Consider the following 19,463-nt stretch of genomic DNA (forward strand, 5'->3'; position numbering starts at 1 on the left):
AAGGGTTCCGTTCAGCCGTTGAGTTCTTCCATACGCAGACGCACCACCTTGCCTGCCACGCTGTCGAGTGCCTCGATCGCGGCGATGGCCTGGTTGACCCGCTTTTCCTGCACGCGGTGGGTCAGGATCACCACCTCGGCGGAACCGTCGGCCACCGCGCCCTTCTGGATCAACGCCTCGATCGAGATGCCGTTGTCGGCCAACAGGCGGGTGATCTCGGCCAGCACGCCGGCGCGGTCGGCGGCGGCGATGCGCAGGTAGTAGGAGCTGTGGATCTCGTCGATCGGCAGGATCGGCGTGTCTTGCAGACGGTCCGGCTGGAACGCCAGGTGCGGCACGCGGTGCTCGGGGTCGGCGGTCAACAGGCGGGTCACGTCGACAATGTCGGCGACCACGGCCGAAGCGGTCGGCAGCGCGCCGGCGCCGGCGCCGTAGTACAGGGTCGGGCCGATGGCGTCGCCCTTGGCCATCACCGCGTTCATCACGCCGTTGACGTTGGCGATCAGGCGGTCTTCCGGGATCAGCGTCGGGTGCACGCGCAGCTCGATGCCGGCGTCGGTGCGGCGGGTCAGGCCCAGCAGCTTGACGCGGTAGCCCAGTTCTTCGGCGTACTTGATGTCGCGCCCGTCGAGCTGGCTGATGCCTTCGAGGTAGCACTTGTCGAACTGCATCGGGATACCGAAGGCGATCGACGCCATGATGGTGAGCTTGTGGCCGGCGTCGTGGCCTTCGATGTCGAAGGTCGGGTCGGCTTCGGCGTAGCCCAGGCGCTGCGCTTCGGCCAGCACGTCGGCGAAGCTCGCGCCCTTGTCGCGCATCTCGGTCAGGATGAAGTTGGAGGTGCCGTTGATGATGCCGGCGATCCACTCGATGCGGTTGGCCGACAGGCCTTCGCGCAGCGCCTTGATGATCGGGATGCCGCCGGCCACGGCAGCTTCGAACGCCACCATCACGCCCTTTTCCTGGGCGCGGGCGAAGATTTCATTGCCGTGCACGGCCAACAGTTTCTTGTTGGCGGTGACCACGTGCTTGCCGTTCTCGATGGCTTTGAGCACCAGCTCCTTGGCGATGGTGTCGCCGCCGATCAGCTCGACCACGATGTCCACGTCGGGATGGTTGACGATCTGCATGGCGTCGTCGACCACCGGCACGTCCGGGCCGACCACTTCGCGCGCGCGCTCGAGTTCGCGGTTGGCCGCCATGAACAGGCGGATTTCACGGCCGGCGCGGCGGCTGATTTCTTCGGCGTTGCGTTTGAGGACGGTCGCGGTACCACCGCCGACCGTCCCTACTCCCATCAGACCAATATTGATCGGCTGCATGGCATCTCCTGAATTGATGAATAGTGTCAGATTTTTTATGTATCCCCGGCTCAAGGCCAACCGGCAAGGGCGCGGAGCGCTTGCCGCTGGGTCCTGCGCCTAAACAAAAGAGGGAGCCCGCCGGCCCCCTCTTTTACTGCCGTACTGCAGCACCCATTGTGCCACGATCATGCTGCGCGTGACGTTAAAACTTGCCCTTAATCAGTACCATGGCGCTTGCGATAGTTCTCGAGGAAGCGCGCGATGCGGCCGATGGCTTCGATCAGGTCGTCGCTGTTGGGCAGGAACACCACGCGGAAGTGGTCCGGGGCGATCCAGTTGAAGCCGGAGCCCTGCACCAGCAGCACCTTTTCCTCCTGCAGCAGCTCCAGAATGAACTGCTGGTCGTCGCTGATCGGATAGACCTTCGGGTCGAGCTTCGGGAACAGGTAGAGCGCCCCCTGCGGCTTGACGCAGCTGACGCCGGGAATCGCCGTCAGCAACTCGTACGCCAGGTCGCGCTGACGCGCCAGCCGCCCACCCGGCGCCACCAGATCGTCGATGCTCTGGTAGCCACCCAGCGCGGTCTGGATGGCGAACTGGGCCGGCACGTTGGCGCACAAGCGCATCGAGGCCAGCATGTTGAGGCCTTCGATGTAATCCTTGGCATGCTTCTTCTCGCCCGACAGGATCATCCAGCCGGCGCGGTAGCCGCAGGCGCGGTAGTTCTTGGACAGGCCGTTGAGCGTGACGCACAGCACGTCCGGCGCCAGGCTGGCGATCGAGGTGTGGCGCACCTCGTCGTACAGCACCTTGTCGTAGATTTCGTCGGCGTAGATGATCAGCTGGTGCTGGCGCGCCAGCTCGACGATCTCGGCCAGGAGTTCGGGCGGATAGACCGCGCCGGTCGGGTTGTTGGGGTTGATGACGACGATGGCGCGGGTATTGGCGGTGATCTTGGCGCGGATGTCCTCGATGTCGGGGAACCAGCCGGCCTCCTCGTCGCACACGTAGTGCACCGCCTTGCCGCCGGCCAGGCTGACCGCGGCGGTCCACAGCGGGTAGTCCGGCGCCGGCACCAGCACCTCGTCGCCGCCGTCGAGCAGGGCCTGCATCACCATCACGATCAGCTCGGACGCGCCGTTGCCGATATAGATGTCTTCCATCGCCACGTTGGGCAGGTGCTTCTGCTGGGCGTAATGCATGATCGCCTTACGCGCGGCGAACAGACCCTTGGAATCGCTGTAGCCCGAGGCATCCGGCAGGTTGGAGATCACGTCCTCGATGATCTCGTCCGGGGCGAAGAAGCCGAACGGCGCCGGGTTGCCGATGTTGAGCTTGATGATGCGGTGGCCTTCTTCCTCCATCTTCTTGGCGTGCTCGAGGACCGGACCGCGGATGTCGTAACAGACGTTGGCGAGTTTTTGCGATTTGTGTACAGGCTGCATGGCAGAGTCGTTAACCGTGGTAATCCGCCCGCCGGAACCCTTGGCCCGTTTGCGGCGACGCGGTGAGTGTTCGTTCAAGATTCATCCCCTGGGTGCGGCAAACACAACGGCGCCGGCGTAAAGCCGGCGGTCGTCCTTGGCGGCGGGTCAAGCTATAATCGTATCCGAATACGTGGTGCACTGCACTAGCCGCAGATCCCGTTCAGAAAGCCCTGCAATGAAACTACATCAAGCCACCGGACAAGGCCAGAACCTGTTCACCGGCTACGGCGAAGGCCATGTCCTGATCAACAAGATCCGCCACGACGGCAACCTCGTGGTCACGCCGGACGAGGTCCGGCCGTGGGCGCCGGCCAGCTTCGAAGAACTGGCCAGCGAACATTTCACCGTGCTGCTCGAACTGGAACCGGAAGTCGTGCTGTTCGGCAGCGGCGCGCGCCTGCGCTTTCCCCATCCGCGCCTGACGGCCGAGCTGACCAACGCCGGCATCGGCGTCGAGGTGATGGACACCCAGGCCGCCTGCCGCACCTTCAACATCCTGCTGGCGGAAGACCGCCGGGTGATCGTGGCGCTGTTCAGCTAACCGCCCGGTTTTCCCCGCCTCACGCGACAACGCCGCTGTCCTGGCCACAGGCAGCGGCGTTGTTCGTCTGACGGCATGGCGGTGGCGCTTACAGCCAATCGCGCAGCAGCAATACCGCTAAGAGCAGCGCGATCAGCGCCAGCCGGAAGTTCTGCCGCTTCTGCTCGCGCATCAGGTGCATGTAGCCCTCGATCAACAGCTCGCCGCGGCTCGCCGAGAGCACCTCGTTGAGCTTGCGCGGCAGTGCCGGCAAGGTCGTCGCCCATTGCGGCGCCTCGTGGCGGAGGGTCTTGATCAGGCCGCGCCAGCCGATCTGCTCGTTCATCCACTTGGTCAGGAAGGGTTTGGCGGTATCCCACAGGTCGAGGTTGGGGTCGAGCTGGCGCCCCAGCCCCTCGATGTTGAGCAGGGTCTTCTGCAGCAACACCAGCTGCGGCTGAATCTCGACATTGAAGCGGCGGCTGGTCTCGAACAGGCGCAGCAGCACCAGGCCGAACGAGATCTCGGACAGCGGCTTCTCGAAGATCGGCTCGCACACCGTGCGCACCGCCGCCTCCAGTTCCTCGGCGCGCGTTTCCTTGGGCACCCAGCCCGATTCGATGTGGGCGGTGGCGACGCGGTGGTAGTCGCGGTTGAAGAAGGCGAGGAAGTTGACCGCGAGGTAGTGCTTGTCGACGTCGGTGAGCGAACCGACGATGCCGAAGTCGAGCGCGATGTAGCGCCCGTCCGGCGCCACGAAGATGTTGCCCGGGTGCATGTCGGCGTGGAAGAAGCCGTGGCGGAACACCTGGGTGAAGAAGATCTCGACGCCGAAGCGGGACAGTTTCTTCAGATCGATGCCCTGCTCGCGCAGGCGCTCGATCTGGCCGACCGGCGTGCCGTGCATCCACTCCAGCGTCAGCACCTCGCGCGTGGTGTAGTCGTAGAACACCTCGGGCACGATCAGCTGGTCAGAACCCAGGAAGTTGCGGCGCAGCTGCGAGGCGTTGGCGGCCTCGTGCATCATGTCGAGCTCGTCGTGCAGGTACTTGTCGAACTCACCGACCACCTCGCGCGGCTTGAGGCGCTTGCCGTCGACGAAGAAGCGCTCGACCCAGCCCGCCAGCGTGCGCATCAGCGCCAGGTCCTGCTCGATCACCGGCTGGATGCCGGGGCGCAGCACCTTGACCGCCACCTCCCGTCCCTTGCTGCCATCCGGCAGCCTGAGCCAGGCCCTGTGCACCTGCGCCACCGAGGCGCTGGCGACCGGCACGTCGTTGAAGTCGGCGTAGAGGTGGTCGACCGGTCGGCCAAAACTCTGCTCGATCACCTGGCGCGCCAGCGCGCCGTCGAACGGCGGCACCTTGTCCTGCAGCCGCGCCAGCTCGTCGGCGTAGTCGGCGGGCAGCAGGTCGCGCCGGGTGGACAGCACCTGGCCGAACTTGACGAAGATCGGCCCCAGGCTCTCCAGCGCCTCGCGCACGCGCTGCGGCAGCGGCGCCGAGGTGTCGCGGCGCAGCGGGCAGAAGCGGAACAGGGTATGGACGAAGCCGAGCCGGGAATGGCCCTCGAAGAAATCGTCGAGGCCGTAACGGTAGAAAGTGGAAACGATCTTGATGAAACGCGAAATCCGCATGATCGGCAGGGTGCCTTATGAATTCTTCTGATTGACGGCGGCTTCCAGGGCCGCCAGACGCTTCTCCAGCCGCGCGGCATCGTCGCGCAGCGTGTCCACGGCGTGGACGAAGCCGTCGACCTGCGGCTTCTTGGCGAGCAGCGGCGCTTCCTCGCGCAGGTGCTCGATCCAGTTCTCGGCCAGGCGCCAGGCGATCTCGCCCTTGACGCCCAGCATGCCGCGCGCCAGTTTTTCCAGACGGCTGGCGGCGACGTCGCCGACCACGCGCGACAGGTCCTCGGCGGCATCCCACTTGAGCCCGCCGACCAGCCGTGCCACCGCGGTGGCGAGTTCGGTGTCGCCTTCCAGCGTGATGTCGGCCAGATCGGGCTGACGTCCGCTGAGCGTGGCCACGGCGACACTGTGCTTGAGGCGGATTACTGCCTCCGGTTCGCCCTCGCAGGCGGCAAGCCAGCCGTCCTCGGTGATCACGCCGCTGACCGCCAGCGGCGGCAAGGCGATGGCCACACGCCGTCCGGAGAAGCGGGCGAACTCCTCCCGCACCACCGGGTGCTGGTTCAGCACGTGGTTGAAGGCGGCAATCTGGAGCTTCATGTCATGATCCTCGAATGACGATACGATGCCTCGGCCGACCGGCTCAGGTCTTCAGCCGGGCAAACAGCAGGTTGACGCCCAGCGCCACGAACAGGCCGCCACAGACCCGGTCGAGCCAGCGCGACACGCTGCTGCCGCGCAGCCCTTGCCCCAGCCACGCCAGACCGCAGCACCAGAGATGCTCAGAACTTGTAGCCCTTGTGCAGCGCCACCACCCCGGCCGACAGATTATAGTAGTCGACCTTGCCGAAACCGGCGTCGAGCATCATCTGCTTCAGCATCTCCTGGTCCGGGTGCATGCGGATCGACTCGGCGAGATACTGGTAACTGGCGGCGTCGTTGGCGACCAGCTTGCCCATGATCGGCAGCGCCTTGAACGAGTACAGATCGTAGAACGGCGACAGCGGCTTCCACACCTTGGAGAACTCCAGCACCAGCAGCTTGCCGCCCGGCTTGAGCACGCGGTGCATCTCCTTCAGCGCCACGTCCTTGTGCGTCATGTTGCGCAGGCCGAAGGCCACCGACACCAGGTTGAAGTAGTTGTCCGGGAACGGCAGCTTCTCGCCGTCGGCCAGCGCCACCGGCAACACGATGCCTTCGTCCAGCAGGCGGTCGCGGCCCACGGTCAGCATCGAGCTGTTGATGTCGGTCAGCCACACCTCGCCGGTCTTGCCGACGCGCTGGGCCCAGCCGCGCGACAGGTCGCCGGTACCGCCGGCGATGTCGAGCACCTTGTCGCCCGGCTTGACGCCGGCGGTGTTGAGCGTGAAGTGCTTCCACACCCGGTGCAGGCCGCCCGACATCAGGTCGTTCATCACGTCGTACTTCTTGGCCACCGAATGGAACACCTCGGCCACCTTACCGGCCTTCTCGCTCTCGTCGACCGTCTTGAAACCGAAATGCGTCTGCTTGTCCATGCTTACTCCCTGCTCGCGCCGGCGGCGGCGAGTCGATCAAGATAATCCTGCCAGTACTGGTCGTGCTTGACGCCCAGTTCGTATAAATAGGCCCAGCCGTAAAGCCCGCTGTCGTGGCCATCGTCGAAGGTGATCTTCAGCGCGTAGTGGCCGACCGGCTCCAGCGCGGTGATGCCGACGTGGCGCTTGCCGACCTGCAGCACCTCGTTGCCGACGCCATGGCCGCGCACCTCGGCCGAGGGCGAGTAGACGCGCAGGTATTCGCACGGCAGCTCGAAGCGGGCGCCGTCGTCGAAAGTGATTTCCAGTACTTTCGATTGGGTGTGCAGTTTGATTTCCGTCGGAAGCGGTGTGCTGCTCGCTGCGGCCATGATGTGCTCCATCGTGCAAAAACGGCGATCAAGGTTGGCCGAAGGCGAAACGGCCAGCCTTGATCCGGGTCAGTCGGCTTGCCTCTCCAGCAGCATGGCGTCGCCATAGCTGAAAAAACGGTAGCGTTGTTCCACCGCGTGGCGATAGGCGTGGCGGATGGTGTCCACCCCGGCGAAGGCCGATACCAGCATCAACAGCGTCGACTTGGGCAGGTGGAAATTGGTCAGCAGACGGTCCACCACCTTGAAACGGTACCCCGGCGTGATGAAGATGTCGGTCTCGCCGCGCCCGGCCGCCAGCGCCCCGCCCTGCGCCGCCGACTCCAGCGCACGCATGCTGGTGGTGCCTACCGCCAGCACCTTGTGCCCGGCGGCCTGCGCGGCGGCGATGGCGTCGACGGTGGCCGGCGGAATCTCGTAGATCTCGCTGTGCATCTTGTGCTCGGCGATGTTCTCCACCCGCACCGGCTGGAAGGTGCCAGCGCCGACGTGCAGCGTCACGTAGGCCAGCGTCACGCCCTTGGCACGCAGTGCGTCCAGCATCTCCTCGGTGAAGTGCAGGCCGGCGGTCGGCGCCGCCACCGCGCCGCGCTCGCGGGCGTAGACGGTCTGGTAGCGGCCATCGTCATCGGCGTCGGTATCACGCTCGATGTAGGGTGGCAGCGGCAGCTGGCCCGAGGCCTCGAGGATGTCGAACAGGTTGTCGTCGGCGAGGAAGCGCAGCTTGAACAACTCGCCGACACGCTCCACCATCTCGGCCTGCCAGCGGCCGGCAAACACGATGCGGCCGCCCGGCTTGGGCGACTTGGACGCACGTACGTGCGCCAGCGCGGTGTGTGCATCCAGCACGCGCTCGATCAGCGCCTCGACCCTGCCTCCGGACGCCTTCTCGCCGAACAGCCGCGCCTTGATCACACGGGTATCGTTGAACACCATCACGTCGCCCGGCCGGATGCGCTCCAGAATGTCGGCGAACGCCAGATCGGCGAGCGTCATGCCGTCCACGTGCAACAGGCGGCTGGTGCCGCGGCGCTCGGGGGGGTGCTGGGCGATCAGCTCATCGGGCAAGTAGTAGTCGAAATCGGATAACTGCATAAGTTCGTGCGGACGGGTAAACCGCAAGATTATACTCTTCCTCGCCGCCTGCTGGCAGCGGTTCGGCACGATGCGCCGTCGGCCCGCATGGCATGATTTCGCCTGCGGCTGGACTTTCCGCCGCAGGCGACTACAATGGGCCGGTTGCCGCTGCAGTCCCCACCCTCGCGGCATTTTCCCCACACCCGCACCACCGCATTCCCTGGGTAAAAAACGGCAAAAGCTGGACATCATGCAGCGAATTGCGGCAAACTCGCGCCCATGATGAAGAACGGGACGTAAGTCTTGACCCCAAAAATCCTTGTTTTGCACGGTCCCAACCTGAACCTGCTAGGGGTTCGGGAGCCTCAGCATTACGGCCGCGACACGCTCGACGCCATCAACCAGCGCCTGACCGCTCAAGCCCAGGCTGCCGGTTTTGCGCTGGAAGCGCTGCAAAGCAACGCCGAGCACGTGCTGATCGAACGCGTGCATCAGGCACTCCATGACGGCACCGCGTTCATCCTCATCAATCCCGCCGCGTTCACGCACACCAGCGTGGCCTTGCGGGACGCGCTGGCCGGCGTCAAGGTTCCGTTCATCGAAATCCACCTATCCAACGTCCACGCCCGTGAACCCTTCCGCCAGCACTCGTATTTTTCCGATCTGGCGGTCGGCGTGATCTGCGGGCTGGGCGCACACGGCTACGAACTCGCACTGGCGCACGCTGTCAAGCAGCTTGCCACCCGGCCCTGAGTTCCTGCCCCAAATAGAACATCCCATCCGAAGGATTGCCATGGACCTGCGCAAACTGAAAAAACTGATCGATCTCGTCGAGGAATCCGGCATCGCCGAACTCGAAGTGACCGAAGGCGAAGAAAAAGTCCGCATCACCCGCGTATCGGCCAACGCCAACATCACCTACGCCCAGCCGATGCACGCCGTGCAACTGCCGGCGGCCGCCCCCGCCGCGGCTCCCGCCGCCGTGATCGACGCCGCCCCGGCACCGGCCGCCATCGACAACAAGAACGCGCTGAAGTCGCCGATGGTCGGCACCTTCTACCGCTCGCCGAGCCCCGGCTCCAAGGCCTTCGTCGAGGTCGGCCAGAGCGTCAGCGCCGGGGACACCCTGTGCATCATCGAAGCGATGAAGCTGATGAACGAGATCGAGGCCGACCGCTCCGGCGTGGTCAAGGCCATCCTGGCCGAAGACGGTCAGCCGGTCGAATACGGCGAACCGCTGTTCATCATCGAGTAAGTCCCAATATCGAGGAACGTGAAATGGGAAAAGTGATCGGCCCGGCCTCACTTTTCGCGTTTCACGTTTCGCTTTTCACGGGTGTTCCCCATGTTTGAAAAAATCCTCATCGCCAACCGCGGCGAGATCGCCCTGCGCATCCAGCGCGCCTGCCGCGAGATGGGCATCAAGACCGTCGTGGTGCACTCCGAGGCCGACCGCGACGCCAAGTACGTCAAGCTGGCCGACGAATCGGTCTGCATCGGCCCCGCCCCGTCCGGCCAGAGCTACCTCAACGTGCCGGCGCTGATCGCCGCCGCCGAAGTCACCGACGCCCAGGCCATCCACCCCGGCTACGGCTTCCTGTCGGAAAATGCCGACTTCGCCGAACGCGTCGAACAATCCGGTTTCGTCTTCATCGGCCCGCGCTCGGACACCATCCGCCTGATGGGCGACAAGGTTTCGGCCAAGCAGGCGATGATCGAAGCCAAGGTGCCGACCGTGCCCGGCTCCGCCGGCGCGCTGCCGGACGATCCGGTCGAAATCACCAAGATGGCCAAGAAGATCGGCTTCCCGGTCATCATCAAGGCCGCCGGCGGCGGCGGCGGGCGCGGCATGCGCGTGGTGCATACCGAAGCGGCGCTGATCAACTCGGTCAACATGACCCGCACCGAGGCTGCGGCCGCCTTCGGCAACCCGACGGTGTACATGGAGAAATTCCTCGAGCAGCCGCGCCACATCGAGATCCAGGTGCTGTCCGACGAATACGGCAACGCCATTTATCTCGGCGAGCGCGACTGCTCGATGCAGCGCCGCCATCAGAAGATCATCGAGGAAGCGCCGGCGCCGGGCATCACCGACGCCCAGCGCAAGAAGATCGGCGAAGCCTGCGCCGACGCCTGCCGCCGCATCGGCTACCGCGGCGCCGGCACCTTTGAATTCCTCTACGAAAACGGCGAGTTCTACTTCATCGAGATGAACACCCGCGTCCAGGTGGAGCACCCGGTATCGGAAATGATCACCGGCATCGACATCGTGCAGGAACAGATCCGTATTGCCGCCGGCGAAAAACTGCGCTACAAGCAAAAGGATATCGTGTTCAAGGGGCACGCCATGGAGTGCCGCATCAATGCCGAAGACCCGTTCACCTTCGTTCCGAGCCCGGGCCGGATCGAGAGCTACCACCCGGCCGGCGGCCCGGGCATCCGCATCGACTCGCACATCTACCAGGGCTACACCGTGCCGCCGCACTACGACTCGATGGTCGGCAAGCTGATCGCCTACGGCGACACCCGCGAGCAGGCGATGGCGCGCATGCGCGTGGCGCTGTCCGAGATGGCGATCACCGGCATCAAGACCAACATCCCGCTGCACCAGGAACTGTTCATGGACGGCGCCTTCCAGAAGGGCGGCACCAGTATCCACTACCTGGAGGAGCGGCTGGCCCAGATGAAGAAAGGGAGCGCCTGATGGCCTGGCTGCAAGCCACCATTGACACCGACTCGGTGGTGGCCGAGCGGCTGGCCGACGCCCTGATGGACGCTGGCGCGCTGTCTGCCGCCATCGAGGACGCGCTGGCCGGCACCGAGCAGGAGCAGCCTATCTTTGGCGAGCCGGGCGAACCGGTCGACAAGCTGTGGAGCCAAAGCCGCATCATCGCGCTGTTCGACGAGGCCGCCGACGTGGCGCTGATCATCGCGGCCGCCTGCACCCAGTGCGGCATCGCCCTGCCGCACTACAGCGAAGAGCGGGTCGAGGAGCAGGACTGGGTGCGTCTGACCCAGTCCCAGTTCGAACCGATCCGCATCTCGGAGCGGCTGTGGATCACCCCGACCTGGCACGAGAGCCCGGACCCGGCCGCCGTCAACCTGCAGCTCGACCCCGGCCTCGCCTTCGGCACCGGCAGCCATCCGACCACCCGGCTGTGCCTGCAATGGCTCGACGCCAACATCAAGGGTGGCGAGAGCGTGCTGGATTACGGCTGCGGCTCGGGCATCCTGGCGATCGCCGCACTCAAGCTGGGCGCCGCCTCGGCGGTCGGCATCGACATCGACCCGCAGGCGGTGCGGGCCAGCCTGGACAATGCCGCGCAGAACCAGGTGACCGCCCAGTTCTATTTGCCCAACGCCACGCCGCAGGAACACTACGATGTGGTGCTGGCCAACATCCTGGCCAACCCCTTGCGCCTGCTCGGCGAACTCTTGGCCGGCCACGTCAAGAGCGGCGGCAAGATCGTCCTGTCCGGCATCCTGCAGGAACAGGCGGAAGAGCTGTCCGCCATCTACGCCACCTGGTTCGACATGGAACCGCCGGTATTCGACGAAGGCTGGACCCGACTCACCGGAACCCGACGCCCCACGGTATGACGCATACGACACAGTGCCCCGGCTGCCAGACCCGCTTCAAGGTTAGCGATGCCCAGCTCGCCGTCGCCAACGGCCTGGTCCGTTGCGGGCGCTGTGCGCATGTCTTCAATGCCACCGAGCACATGATCGTGGCCGAGCCGCCCGTGCTCACCCCCACCCCGACGCCGCCCCGTCCGGCCGAGCCTCCCGCTCCCGCCCGCACGCGGGACCCGGCCGACGACTTCGAGCTGGAACTGCCCGATTTCGATCCGCTGAGTGCCGCCACGCCCGACGAGCCCCCCTCTTCCGAGCCGGCGTCGGCGCCGCACGCCCCCCCTGCGGCGGCCCCGACCCCCGCCGCCGCCAACGAAGACGACATGGCCGCGTTCCAGCGGGCGCTGTCCGAGGCGATGCAGCACCGCGAGGCCACGGCACCGCTCGGCGAGCCGTTCGCACGGGACGACGCACCGGCCCGCGCCGACGCCGACCCGCTGCAATCGATGCTGGAGGAAACGCTGTCGGAGCACGCCGCGAGCCCGCGCTCCACCCGCCGCGAAGCCGAGCCGCAGGAGGATCGTACCCAGCCCAAGGGCGCCACGGTGATGGTGATGCCCGAAGCGGAAGCCGACGAACCGGCCTTCGACCCCGGCGCCGGCATCCCCGGACTCGACAAGCCGTCCGCGCCGGCGCGCCGTGCCGTGAACTGGCAGGCTTGGCTGATAGGCGGCCTGTCGCTGATCGGGGCCCTGGCGCTGATACTGCAACTGGTCTACCTCAACCGCACCCGCATCGCGGCCGAAGTGCCGGAACTGCGGCCGACGCTGGAAAAGCTGTGCCAGGGAGTCGGCTGCACCGTGCCGCTGCCGACCGACAGCGCGCTGATCCGTACCGAATGGTCGGAACTGTCGTTCGTGCCCGACCAGCAGAACCTGATTCAGTTGGCCGCCACGCTGAAGAACCATGCCGCCTACCCGCAGGCCTTCCCGATGCTGGAGATCACACTGAAGGATGCCGAGGACCAGGTGGTGATCCGCAAGGTGTTCTCGCCGCAGGAATACCTCAAGCCCGACGACTACAAGGCCATGCAGTTCAAGGGCAACAGCGAGATACGCATCACCATGCGCTTCGACGTCGGCAAGGTCCGCGCCATGGGCTACAGCCTGCTGTGGTTCTATCCCTGAGCGCCAGGTCGACCCTCTCGCCTGCCGCCGAGGCATAGCGCGATACCCCGCCCCAGCCAAGCCGCCTTCTGGCGGCTTTTTCATTGCCGCCGGCGCTTTTCGCTTGTTTTCTGCCCGTTCTCGTCCACCATGAGTAGATAACGCGGAAGGAAAACAGGACATGGACATGTTCACACTGCAGCATCGCGACGACGCCTTGCAGGTGCTCGGCGATTTCCCCCAGGTCGGCATGCTGCTGCACAGCTTCATGCTGGTCGACGAGGAACTGAACGACGTCTCGCTCGAGCAGTTCCACGGCTCGCCCAAGGCGATCATCACCCTGCTGTCGCTGGACGAACAGGAATACGGCGGCCTCGAACTGCTGCAGGAGACGCGGCGCTTCCTGGAACAATGGCCGGGCCTCAGGCTGTTCGTCATCACGGTGGATTCGCCCTCCACCCTGCGCCGCGCGCGCCGCGAGCACGGCCTGCCCGGAGTGACGCTGCTCTCGACGCTACGCGGGCGCGACTTCCACAAGTTCTACGGCGTGCTGATCGCCGACTACCCGCTGGCGGGCTACACCGCCCCTTCGCTGATCCTGACCGATTCGCTGGACAAGGTGATCTACGCCGAGCGCCTGCGCAACACCGAGGACCTGTTCGACTTCGCTCGCATCGCCAGGACGGTCGAAGGACACTGAGCGCAAAAAGCCACCCGCAGGTGGCTTGCTGTCGGCAGGACGGCGGCGTCAGTCGAGCCGCTCGCCGGATTCGGACTTCGGTTCGCGCCCCAGCAGCTCCTCCACCACCTTGTGCGGGTCGCTGCCGTGGTAGAGCAGACCGCACACCGCGGCGGTGATCGGCATGTCGACCTCCAGCCGCTCGGCCATGGTCAGCACCTCCCGCGCCGTCGGCACCCCTTCGGCGACATGGCCCAGCTCCTGCAGGATCTCCGCCAGCGACTTGCCCTCGGCCAGCTTCAGGCCCACCTGGCGGTTGCGCGACAGCGCGCCGGTGCAGGTGAGGATCAGGTCGCCCATGCCGGCCAGTCCCATCATGCTCTGCTGGCTGCCGCCTAGCGCCAGCGCCAGACGGGTGATCTCGGCCAGGCCGCGCGTGATCAGCGCGGCGCGGGCGTTCATGCCGCACTGCAGCCCGTCGGCGACGCCGGTGGCGATCGCCATGACGTTCTTCACCGCCGCGCCCACTTCCACGCCGACTAGGTCGTCGTTGGCGTAGAGCCGCAGCCGCGGGCTGTTGAGGGCCCGCGCCAGCCGCTTGGCGAAGGCATAGTCGTCGGAGGCCACGGCGAGCGCCGCCGGCAGCCCCAGCGCCACCTCGCGCGCGAAGCTCGGGCCGGACAGCACGCCGCACGGTACGTCCGGCGGCAACTCCTCCGCCACCACCTGATGCGGCAGCAGGCTGGAGCCGGCCTCGAAGCCCTTGCAGGCCCACAAGAGCGGCGGCAGCGCCGGTGACAACGCCGTCAGGGCGCGCAAGGTCGGGCGCAGCCCGGCCATCGGCGTGACGATCAGGATCAGCTCGGCACCGTCGGTGGCGCGCGCCAGGTCGGCACTCAGCGCCAGCTCGGCGGGCAAGGGGCAGCCGGGCAGATAGCGGGTGTTGACGCGCTCGGCCTCCAGCTGCGCCACCTGGGCGGCATCGCGCCCCCACAGGGTGACGTCGTGATGACGGGCATAGGCGACGGCCAGCGCCGTTCCCCAGGCGCCGGCTCCCAGCACAGCCAGTTTCATGCGTTCTCCCGTTTACAGGCCCCAGAGGTCGGTGATACGGGCAAAGCCTTCGCTGCCGTCACGGTGGCGCACCTTGACCCAGCCGGCCTTGGGCGGCTCGATCAGCTCGAGCACGCCGTCGCGCGGCACCACGAAACGCAGCGGCGCCGCGGCGTCGGCGGCGGCGCGTACCTCGCTCCTGTCGACCACCACCAGCAGCGTGCGCTGCGTGGACAAGGCGGCCGACGGGATCCAGGCGATGCCACCGGTGGCGTCGCGCACGCGTGACCATTCCTTCTGGGACGACAGCACCTCGACCGGATAGTAGCGGCTGACCACGAACAGCTTTTTCGCGTTCAGCGCCGGCGCCTCGTACAGCGCCACGCCGGTCTCCTTGACGGAGCGGAACTCCAGGGCATGGGCCAGCGGGGAGACGAGCCCGGCGGCCAGCAGCAGCGCGACGACGAATCGTTTTTTCATCGGGCTCAGGCGTTACCGGCTTCGGCCAACTGCGCACGCTGCTGCATGTACAGCGACTCGAAGTTGATCGGCGACAGCAGCACCGGCGGGAAGCCGGCACGGTTCACCAGGTTGGACACGGTTTCGCGCGCGTACGGGAACAGGATGTTCGGGCAGGCCACGCCGAGGATAGGCTCGATGTCGTCGGCCGGCACGTCGCGGATCTGGAAGATACCGGCTTGTGCCACTTCGGCCAGGAACATGGTCTTCTCCGGCAGCTTGGCGGTCACGGTCACGGTCAGCGTGCACTCGTAGAAGCCTTCCTCAATCTGCTTGCCTTCCGAGGCGAGCTGCATGTCGATGTCCGGCTGGGCCTGCTCGAGGAACACCTGCGGGGCGTTCGGCACTTCGAGGGACAGGTCCTTCACGTAGATCTTTTCGATGGAGAAAACCGGTTGCACTTCTTGTTGTTCGCTCATATTGAATCTCGCTGACCCCTCATCGGGGCGGTAATGGGGTAACGGAAAAATCAGCCGGCATCATCGCATGAAAGCATGGCCGGGGCCAACGTCAGTCCGCCAGCAGGACGTCGAGCTTGCCCGCGTGCTCCAGCGCCGCCAGATCGTCGAAACCGCCGACATGGATCTCGCCGATATAGATCTGCGGCACGGTGCGGCGGCCGGTGCGGGTCATCATCTTCTCGCGCTCGGCCGGTTCGAGGTCGACGCGGATTTCGGAGATGCCGGCGACGCCCTTGCGCGCCAAGAGCTGCTTGGCACGGATGCAGTAAGGACAGACGGCGGTGGTGTACATGGTGACGGGTTTCATCGGGGTTCCACAGGGAGGCTCGGAGTTATCGGCGAATTATACTCCCGTCGCACGCCGGCGGCAGGGTCAAAACGGGTCACCAGGTCGGCCACCACCCGGTCCAGCGCCGGCATCAGCTCGGCGGCGCGCGGGCTGTTGACGATGGCGACGATGGCCAGGCGGCGCCCGTCGGCTGCCTGCCAATAGCCGGCCAGCGAACGCACACCGTCGAGCGTGCCGGTCTTCAGCCGCAGCCGCGGGCCGAGTTGGGCGAAGCGCTTCTTCAATGTGCCGTCAGCCGCGGCGAGCGGCAGGCTGGCCAGGAACTCGCCGGCGTAGGGCCCGCGTGCGGCGTTTTGCAGCACCTCGCCCAGCAGCCGCGCCGAGACGCGCTCCCGACGCGACAGCCCGGCGCCGTTTTCCAGCACCAGCGGCGCCGCGGCGATACCGGCGTCGGCCAGGGTCTGCCGCACCGCGCGCTCGGCATCGGCCACGGTGTCTCCGCAGCCGCCGGCCACGCGCCCCAGCGTCAGGTACAGCGCGCGCGCCATGGTGTTGTTGCTGTACTTGTTGATGTCGGCCAGCGCCACCGGCAAGGGCTCGGAGTCGTGGCTGGCCAGCACGCGCGCGTCGGCCGGCGCCGTGCCGCGGCCACTGCCGAGCGGACCGCTCCCGCCTAGCTCGCGCCACAGCGCGGCGAACGCCTGGGCGGCGTACTGGTCGTGGTCGAGCACGTTGACGTAGCTCTGCGCGCCGTCGCAGCTCCTGGGCAGGGCGCCGCTGACGCTGATGCGCTCGGGCTCGACCTGGATACTGACCAGCCGGCGCACATCGTCGCACAGGCCTTCGCCACCGTCGCTCAGCACGGCATTCAGGCGCACCCCGGCCAGCGGCGGGTCAAGCGTCACGCGCGCTCCGTTGCCGTCGTTGAAGAAGCGCAGCCAGGCCACCTTGAGCCCGGTGAGGTGGGTGTCGGGATCGACCATGAACACGCGCGCGGCGTCGCCGCCGAAGTCGCTGGCGCTGCCGATGCGGCTAAAGGCGCGCTTGTCGAGCAGCAGCCGGCCGGCGATGCGCTCGATGCCGCGCGCGCGCAAGGTGCGCAGCATGCCCTGCAGGTCGCGGTTGGCAAAGCGCGGGTCGCCGGCGCCGATCCAGTACAGGTCGCCCTGCAGCACCCCGTGCGCCAGCGGCGCGTTCGACACCAGCTCGGTGCGCCAGCGGTAATCGGGCGTGAGCCGGGTCAACGCGCTCCACCCGGTCAACAGCTTCATGGTCGAGGCCGGGTTGACGGCCTGTTCGGCACGGTACGCCTCCAGCACCGAGTCGCCTTCCACCGGCGCCGCCCACACGGCGATTTCGTCGGGGCGGATACCGTGCAGCTCCAGCGCCCGCGCCGGCACGCTCCAGGCAAGCGCGAACGTCAGCACCATGGCGCATAGTCGTTTCATCACAGCTCCTGCGGATCGACGTCGAGCGACCAGCGCAAGGCGCGGCCGTGTGCCTTGGCCAGCCGTTCGGCCAATGGGACGATGTGCTCGAGCAAGGCATGCAGCGCCCCCCGGCTGCCGCTCTCGAACACCAACTGGGCACGTTCGCGGTTGGCGAGACGCACCATCAGCGCCGGCGCCGGGCCGGACACCAGCACGCCGCCGGCCAGCGGCTCGGCCTGTGCGCGCAGTTCGGCGAGAAAGGCGTTGGCGCTCGCCAGCTCGTAGGCGTCGGCACGCAGCAGCGCCTGATAGACCGCCGGCGGAAAGCCGGCCATGTGACGTTCTTCGAGCAGGGTCCGGGTGTAGCCGTCGAAGTCGTGGCGCAGCAGCGCCTGATACAGCGGGTGCTCAGGCCATTGCGTCTGCACCAGCACCTCGCCCGGCGCCTCGGCGCGGCCGGCGCGGCCGGCCACCTGCATGAGCTGGGCGAACAAGCGCTCGGCGGCGCGGTAGTCGGCGGAGTACAGCCCGCCGTCGGCATTCAGCACCGTCACCAGCGACAGTGCACCGAAGTCGTGGCCCTTGGCCAGCATCTGCGTGCCGACCAGCACGTCCACCTCGCCGGCGTGCACCTTGCGGTAGACCTCGTCCCAGGCGGCCTTGTGGCGGGTGGTGTCGCGGTCGATGCGCAGCAGCCGCGCCTCCGGCAACAGCCGCGCCAATGCCGCCTCCAGACGCTGCGTGCCCTGCCCCAGCGGCTTGAGGTCGACGTTGCCGCAGTCCGGGCAGGCCGGCGGCACCGGCTCTTCCCAGCCGCAATGGTGGCAGCGCATCTTGCGCTCGGCCAGGTGCACCACCAGCTTGGCCGAGCAGCGCGGGCAACCCGACAGCCAGCCGCAGTCGTGGCAGGCCACTACCGGGGCGAAACCGCGCCGGTTGATGAACACCAGGCTCATCTCGCCTTGTGCCACACGCGCCTTCAGCGCGGCGATGACCGGTTCGGCCAGGCCCTCGACCAGCTTGATCCGGCGCGTGTCCACCAGCCGGATCGCCGGCAGCCGCGCCGCATCGTGGGCGCGCCGCGTCAGCGCCAGCCGGCGGTAACGTCCGGCCGTGACGTTGGCCATGGTCTCCAGGCTGGGCGTAGCGCTGCCCAGCACGATCGGCACCCCCTCCTGGCGCGCGCGCCACACCGCCAGATCGCGCGCGTGATAACGCAGACCGTCCTGCTGCTTGAACGAGCCGTCGTGCTCCTCATCGACCACGATCAGCCCCAGCCGCGGTAGCGGCGTGAACACCGCCAGCCGCGTGCCGATGACGATGCCGGCGCGCCCCTGCCAGGCGTCGACCCAGCCCTTGAGGCGCTCGCCATCGGCCAGATGGCTGTGCAGCATGACCACGCGCGTAGCGGGAAAGCGCCCGGTAAAGCGCTCGATCAGCTGCGGCGTCAGGTTGATTTCCGGCACCAGCAGCAGCACCTGGCGGCCGGCCGCCAGCACCCGCTCGATCAGACGCAGATAGACCTCGGTCTTGCCGCTGCCGGTGATACCGTGCAGGACGAACGGCGCGAAGCCGTCGTCCAGCCCTGCCGACAGACTGTCCAATGCCTGCTGCTGCTCGTCGTTCAAGCGCGGCGCCGCTGCCACCTGCAGTGGCGGCGCTTCCGGCATCAACCGCTCGACCCGGCCCTCGGCCAGCCAGTCGGCCAGGATGCGTCCCGCCTGCGCGCTGACCCCACGCGCCGCCTCGGCCGTCAGCGGCCCGTCCTGCAGCGCCTGCCACAGCGCGCGGCGCGCCTTCTGCCGCGCCGGCGGCTCGTCGGCCAGGCCGGCCTCGGTCAATCGCCACACTCGCTCGTCGGGGAGCCGCACCGCTCGATCAGCGCGCAGCGCCCCCGGCAGGGCGGTGAACAGGGTCTGACCTATGGGATGGTGATAATAATCGGCGGCGAAGCGCACCATCTCGAGCAACGAGGCCGGCAGCGGCGGCAACTCGTCGAACAGCTGCTCGACCCGTTTCAACCGCTCGGTCTCGATACCCTCAGTGGGTATATCGCTGGTAACGAAGCCACAAACGCGGCGCGGACCGAACGGCACCCTGACCCGCTGCCCGACGCTCAGCGGCAGATGGGTCAAGTAGCTGAACGTTCCAAAAAGGGGCACGTCCACCGCGATCTGAACCGCCCTCTCCATCGTCATCATCCGCCCCCCCCCCCGCGCAAACCCAATCTGGGCAAGGCTTTGTGCCACCTGCCCACAGAAGCTGTGGATAACATTGTGCACAATTGCCGTTCGGCAATGCCAAACGGCGGCTGCACGGGATTGCCAACAGGTTGCACAAAAATTAATCAAATTATTTTCTATAACAATTTCAATAACTTATCAAAC

The 19,463-nt window shown here is 66.6% G+C and carries 20 protein-coding genes; 7 read left to right on the top strand and 13 right to left on the bottom strand.

Annotated elements, in window-relative coordinates; all coding sequences use genetic code 11:
• Positions 1-11 precede the first annotated feature (11 nt).
• Entirely contained in the window at positions 12-1,322 is a 1,311-nt protein-coding gene (locus tag PSEMAI1_RS0116355; protein ID WP_024303905.1) for a homoserine dehydrogenase, read from the bottom strand.
• A gap of 197 nt (positions 1,323-1,519) precedes the next feature.
• Entirely contained in the window at positions 1,520-2,749 is a 1,230-nt protein-coding gene (locus PSEMAI1_RS0116360) for a pyridoxal phosphate-dependent aminotransferase (RefSeq protein ID WP_024303906.1), read from the bottom strand.
• Positions 2,750-2,966: 217 nt separating this feature from the next.
• Between PSEMAI1_RS0116360 and PSEMAI1_RS0116365 the strand changes: the two genes are divergently transcribed.
• On the top strand, positions 2,967-3,332 hold the full coding sequence (locus PSEMAI1_RS0116365; protein WP_024303907.1) for an Mth938-like domain-containing protein: 366 nt from the start codon (positions 2,967-2,969) through the stop codon (positions 3,330-3,332).
• A gap of 88 nt (positions 3,333-3,420) precedes the next feature.
• Here the strand turns inward: PSEMAI1_RS0116365 and ubiB are convergent, their stop codons facing one another.
• The 5 genes from ubiB to queA all read right to left on the bottom strand — a co-directional run bounded on the left by ubiB (position 3,421) and on the right by queA (position 7,924).
• Positions 3,421-4,947, bottom strand: a complete 1,527-nt coding sequence (gene ubiB, locus PSEMAI1_RS0116370) for a ubiquinone biosynthesis regulatory protein kinase UbiB (RefSeq protein ID WP_024303908.1) — start codon at positions 4,945-4,947, stop codon at positions 3,421-3,423.
• A gap of 15 nt (positions 4,948-4,962) precedes the next feature.
• Positions 4,963-5,541: an SCP2 domain-containing protein gene (locus PSEMAI1_RS0116375; RefSeq protein ID WP_024303909.1), complete on the bottom strand. Its 579-nt coding sequence runs from the start codon at positions 5,539-5,541 to the stop codon at positions 4,963-4,965.
• Positions 5,542-5,723: 182 nt separating this feature from the next.
• Positions 5,724-6,458 (bottom strand): bifunctional demethylmenaquinone methyltransferase/2-methoxy-6-polyprenyl-1,4-benzoquinol methylase UbiE, encoded by a 735-nt coding sequence (ubiE, locus tag PSEMAI1_RS0116385; RefSeq protein ID WP_024303910.1) that lies wholly within the window; start codon positions 6,456-6,458, stop codon positions 5,724-5,726.
• A gap of 2 nt (positions 6,459-6,460) precedes the next feature.
• Positions 6,461-6,829 carry a gamma-butyrobetaine hydroxylase-like domain-containing protein gene (locus tag PSEMAI1_RS0116390; RefSeq protein ID WP_024303911.1) on the bottom strand — a complete coding sequence of 123 codons (369 nt, stop codon included), beginning with the start codon at positions 6,827-6,829 and terminating at the stop codon, positions 6,461-6,463.
• 69 nt (positions 6,830-6,898) lie between these two features.
• Positions 6,899-7,924: a tRNA preQ1(34) S-adenosylmethionine ribosyltransferase-isomerase QueA gene (queA, locus tag PSEMAI1_RS0116395; RefSeq protein WP_024303912.1), complete on the bottom strand. Its 1,026-nt coding sequence runs from the start codon at positions 7,922-7,924 to the stop codon at positions 6,899-6,901.
• A gap of 285 nt (positions 7,925-8,209) precedes the next feature.
• Here queA and aroQ point away from each other — a divergent pair, with 285 nt between their 5' ends.
• The 6 genes from aroQ (at position 8,210) to PSEMAI1_RS0116425 (ending at position 13,345) form a co-directional block, all read left to right on the top strand.
• A complete protein-coding gene (gene aroQ, locus PSEMAI1_RS0116400; RefSeq protein ID WP_024303913.1) occupies positions 8,210-8,659 on the top strand; it encodes a type II 3-dehydroquinate dehydratase in 450 nt (149 codons plus the stop codon).
• Between the two features lie 40 nt (positions 8,660-8,699).
• The gene (accB, locus tag PSEMAI1_RS0116405; protein WP_024303914.1) at positions 8,700-9,161 is read left to right on the top strand and encodes an acetyl-CoA carboxylase biotin carboxyl carrier protein; all 462 of its coding nucleotides are present in this window, start codon (positions 8,700-8,702) and stop codon (positions 9,159-9,161) included.
• 90 nt (positions 9,162-9,251) lie between these two features.
• Positions 9,252-10,610, top strand: a complete 1,359-nt coding sequence (gene accC, locus PSEMAI1_RS0116410) for an acetyl-CoA carboxylase biotin carboxylase subunit (RefSeq protein ID WP_024303915.1) — start codon at positions 9,252-9,254, stop codon at positions 10,608-10,610.
• Entirely contained in the window at positions 10,610-11,506 is an 897-nt protein-coding gene (gene prmA / locus PSEMAI1_RS0116415) for a 50S ribosomal protein L11 methyltransferase (protein WP_024303916.1), read from the top strand. The genes accC and prmA overlap by 1 nt, the downstream gene beginning before the upstream one ends.
• Positions 11,503-12,666 carry a DUF3426 domain-containing protein gene (locus PSEMAI1_RS0116420; RefSeq protein ID WP_024303917.1) on the top strand — a complete coding sequence of 388 codons (1,164 nt, stop codon included), beginning with the start codon at positions 11,503-11,505 and terminating at the stop codon, positions 12,664-12,666. The genes prmA and PSEMAI1_RS0116420 overlap by 4 nt, the downstream gene beginning before the upstream one ends.
• Positions 12,667-12,826: 160 nt before the next feature.
• Entirely contained in the window at positions 12,827-13,345 is a 519-nt protein-coding gene (locus PSEMAI1_RS0116425) for a thiol peroxidase (RefSeq protein WP_024303918.1), read from the top strand.
• A gap of 48 nt (positions 13,346-13,393) precedes the next feature.
• On the opposite strand, the gene PSEMAI1_RS0116430 is transcribed toward PSEMAI1_RS0116425, so the two are convergent.
• The 6 genes from PSEMAI1_RS0116430 to PSEMAI1_RS0116455 form a co-directional block, all read right to left on the bottom strand.
• Positions 13,394-14,398, bottom strand: coding sequence for an NAD(P)H-dependent glycerol-3-phosphate dehydrogenase (locus tag PSEMAI1_RS0116430; RefSeq protein WP_024303919.1), 1,005 nt, complete (start codon positions 14,396-14,398; stop codon positions 13,394-13,396).
• Between the two features lie 12 nt (positions 14,399-14,410).
• Entirely contained in the window at positions 14,411-14,857 is a 447-nt protein-coding gene (locus tag PSEMAI1_RS0116435; RefSeq protein WP_024303920.1) for an SH3 domain-containing protein, read from the bottom strand.
• 5 nt (positions 14,858-14,862) lie between these two features.
• The gene (secB, locus tag PSEMAI1_RS0116440; protein ID WP_024303921.1) at positions 14,863-15,315 is read right to left on the bottom strand and encodes a protein-export chaperone SecB; all 453 of its coding nucleotides are present in this window, start codon (positions 15,313-15,315) and stop codon (positions 14,863-14,865) included.
• Positions 15,316-15,406: 91 nt separating this feature from the next.
• Positions 15,407-15,664 carry a glutaredoxin 3 gene (grxC, locus tag PSEMAI1_RS0116445; RefSeq protein WP_024303922.1) on the bottom strand — a complete coding sequence of 86 codons (258 nt, stop codon included), beginning with the start codon at positions 15,662-15,664 and terminating at the stop codon, positions 15,407-15,409.
• Complete coding sequence (dacB, locus tag PSEMAI1_RS0116450) at positions 15,661-17,094, bottom strand: D-alanyl-D-alanine carboxypeptidase/D-alanyl-D-alanine-endopeptidase (protein ID WP_024303923.1); 1,434 nt, start codon at positions 17,092-17,094, stop codon at positions 15,661-15,663. Before dacB ends, grxC begins: the two co-directional genes overlap by 4 nt.
• A complete protein-coding gene (locus tag PSEMAI1_RS0116455) occupies positions 17,094-19,274 on the bottom strand; it encodes a primosomal protein N' (protein WP_024303924.1) in 2,181 nt (726 codons plus the stop codon). The genes dacB and PSEMAI1_RS0116455 overlap by 1 nt, the downstream gene beginning before the upstream one ends.
• Between the last annotated feature and the right edge of the window lie 189 nt (positions 19,275-19,463).

Source organism: Pseudogulbenkiania sp. MAI-1 (genome assembly GCF_000527175.1).
Lineage (GTDB): Bacteria > Pseudomonadota > Gammaproteobacteria > Burkholderiales > Chromobacteriaceae > Pseudogulbenkiania.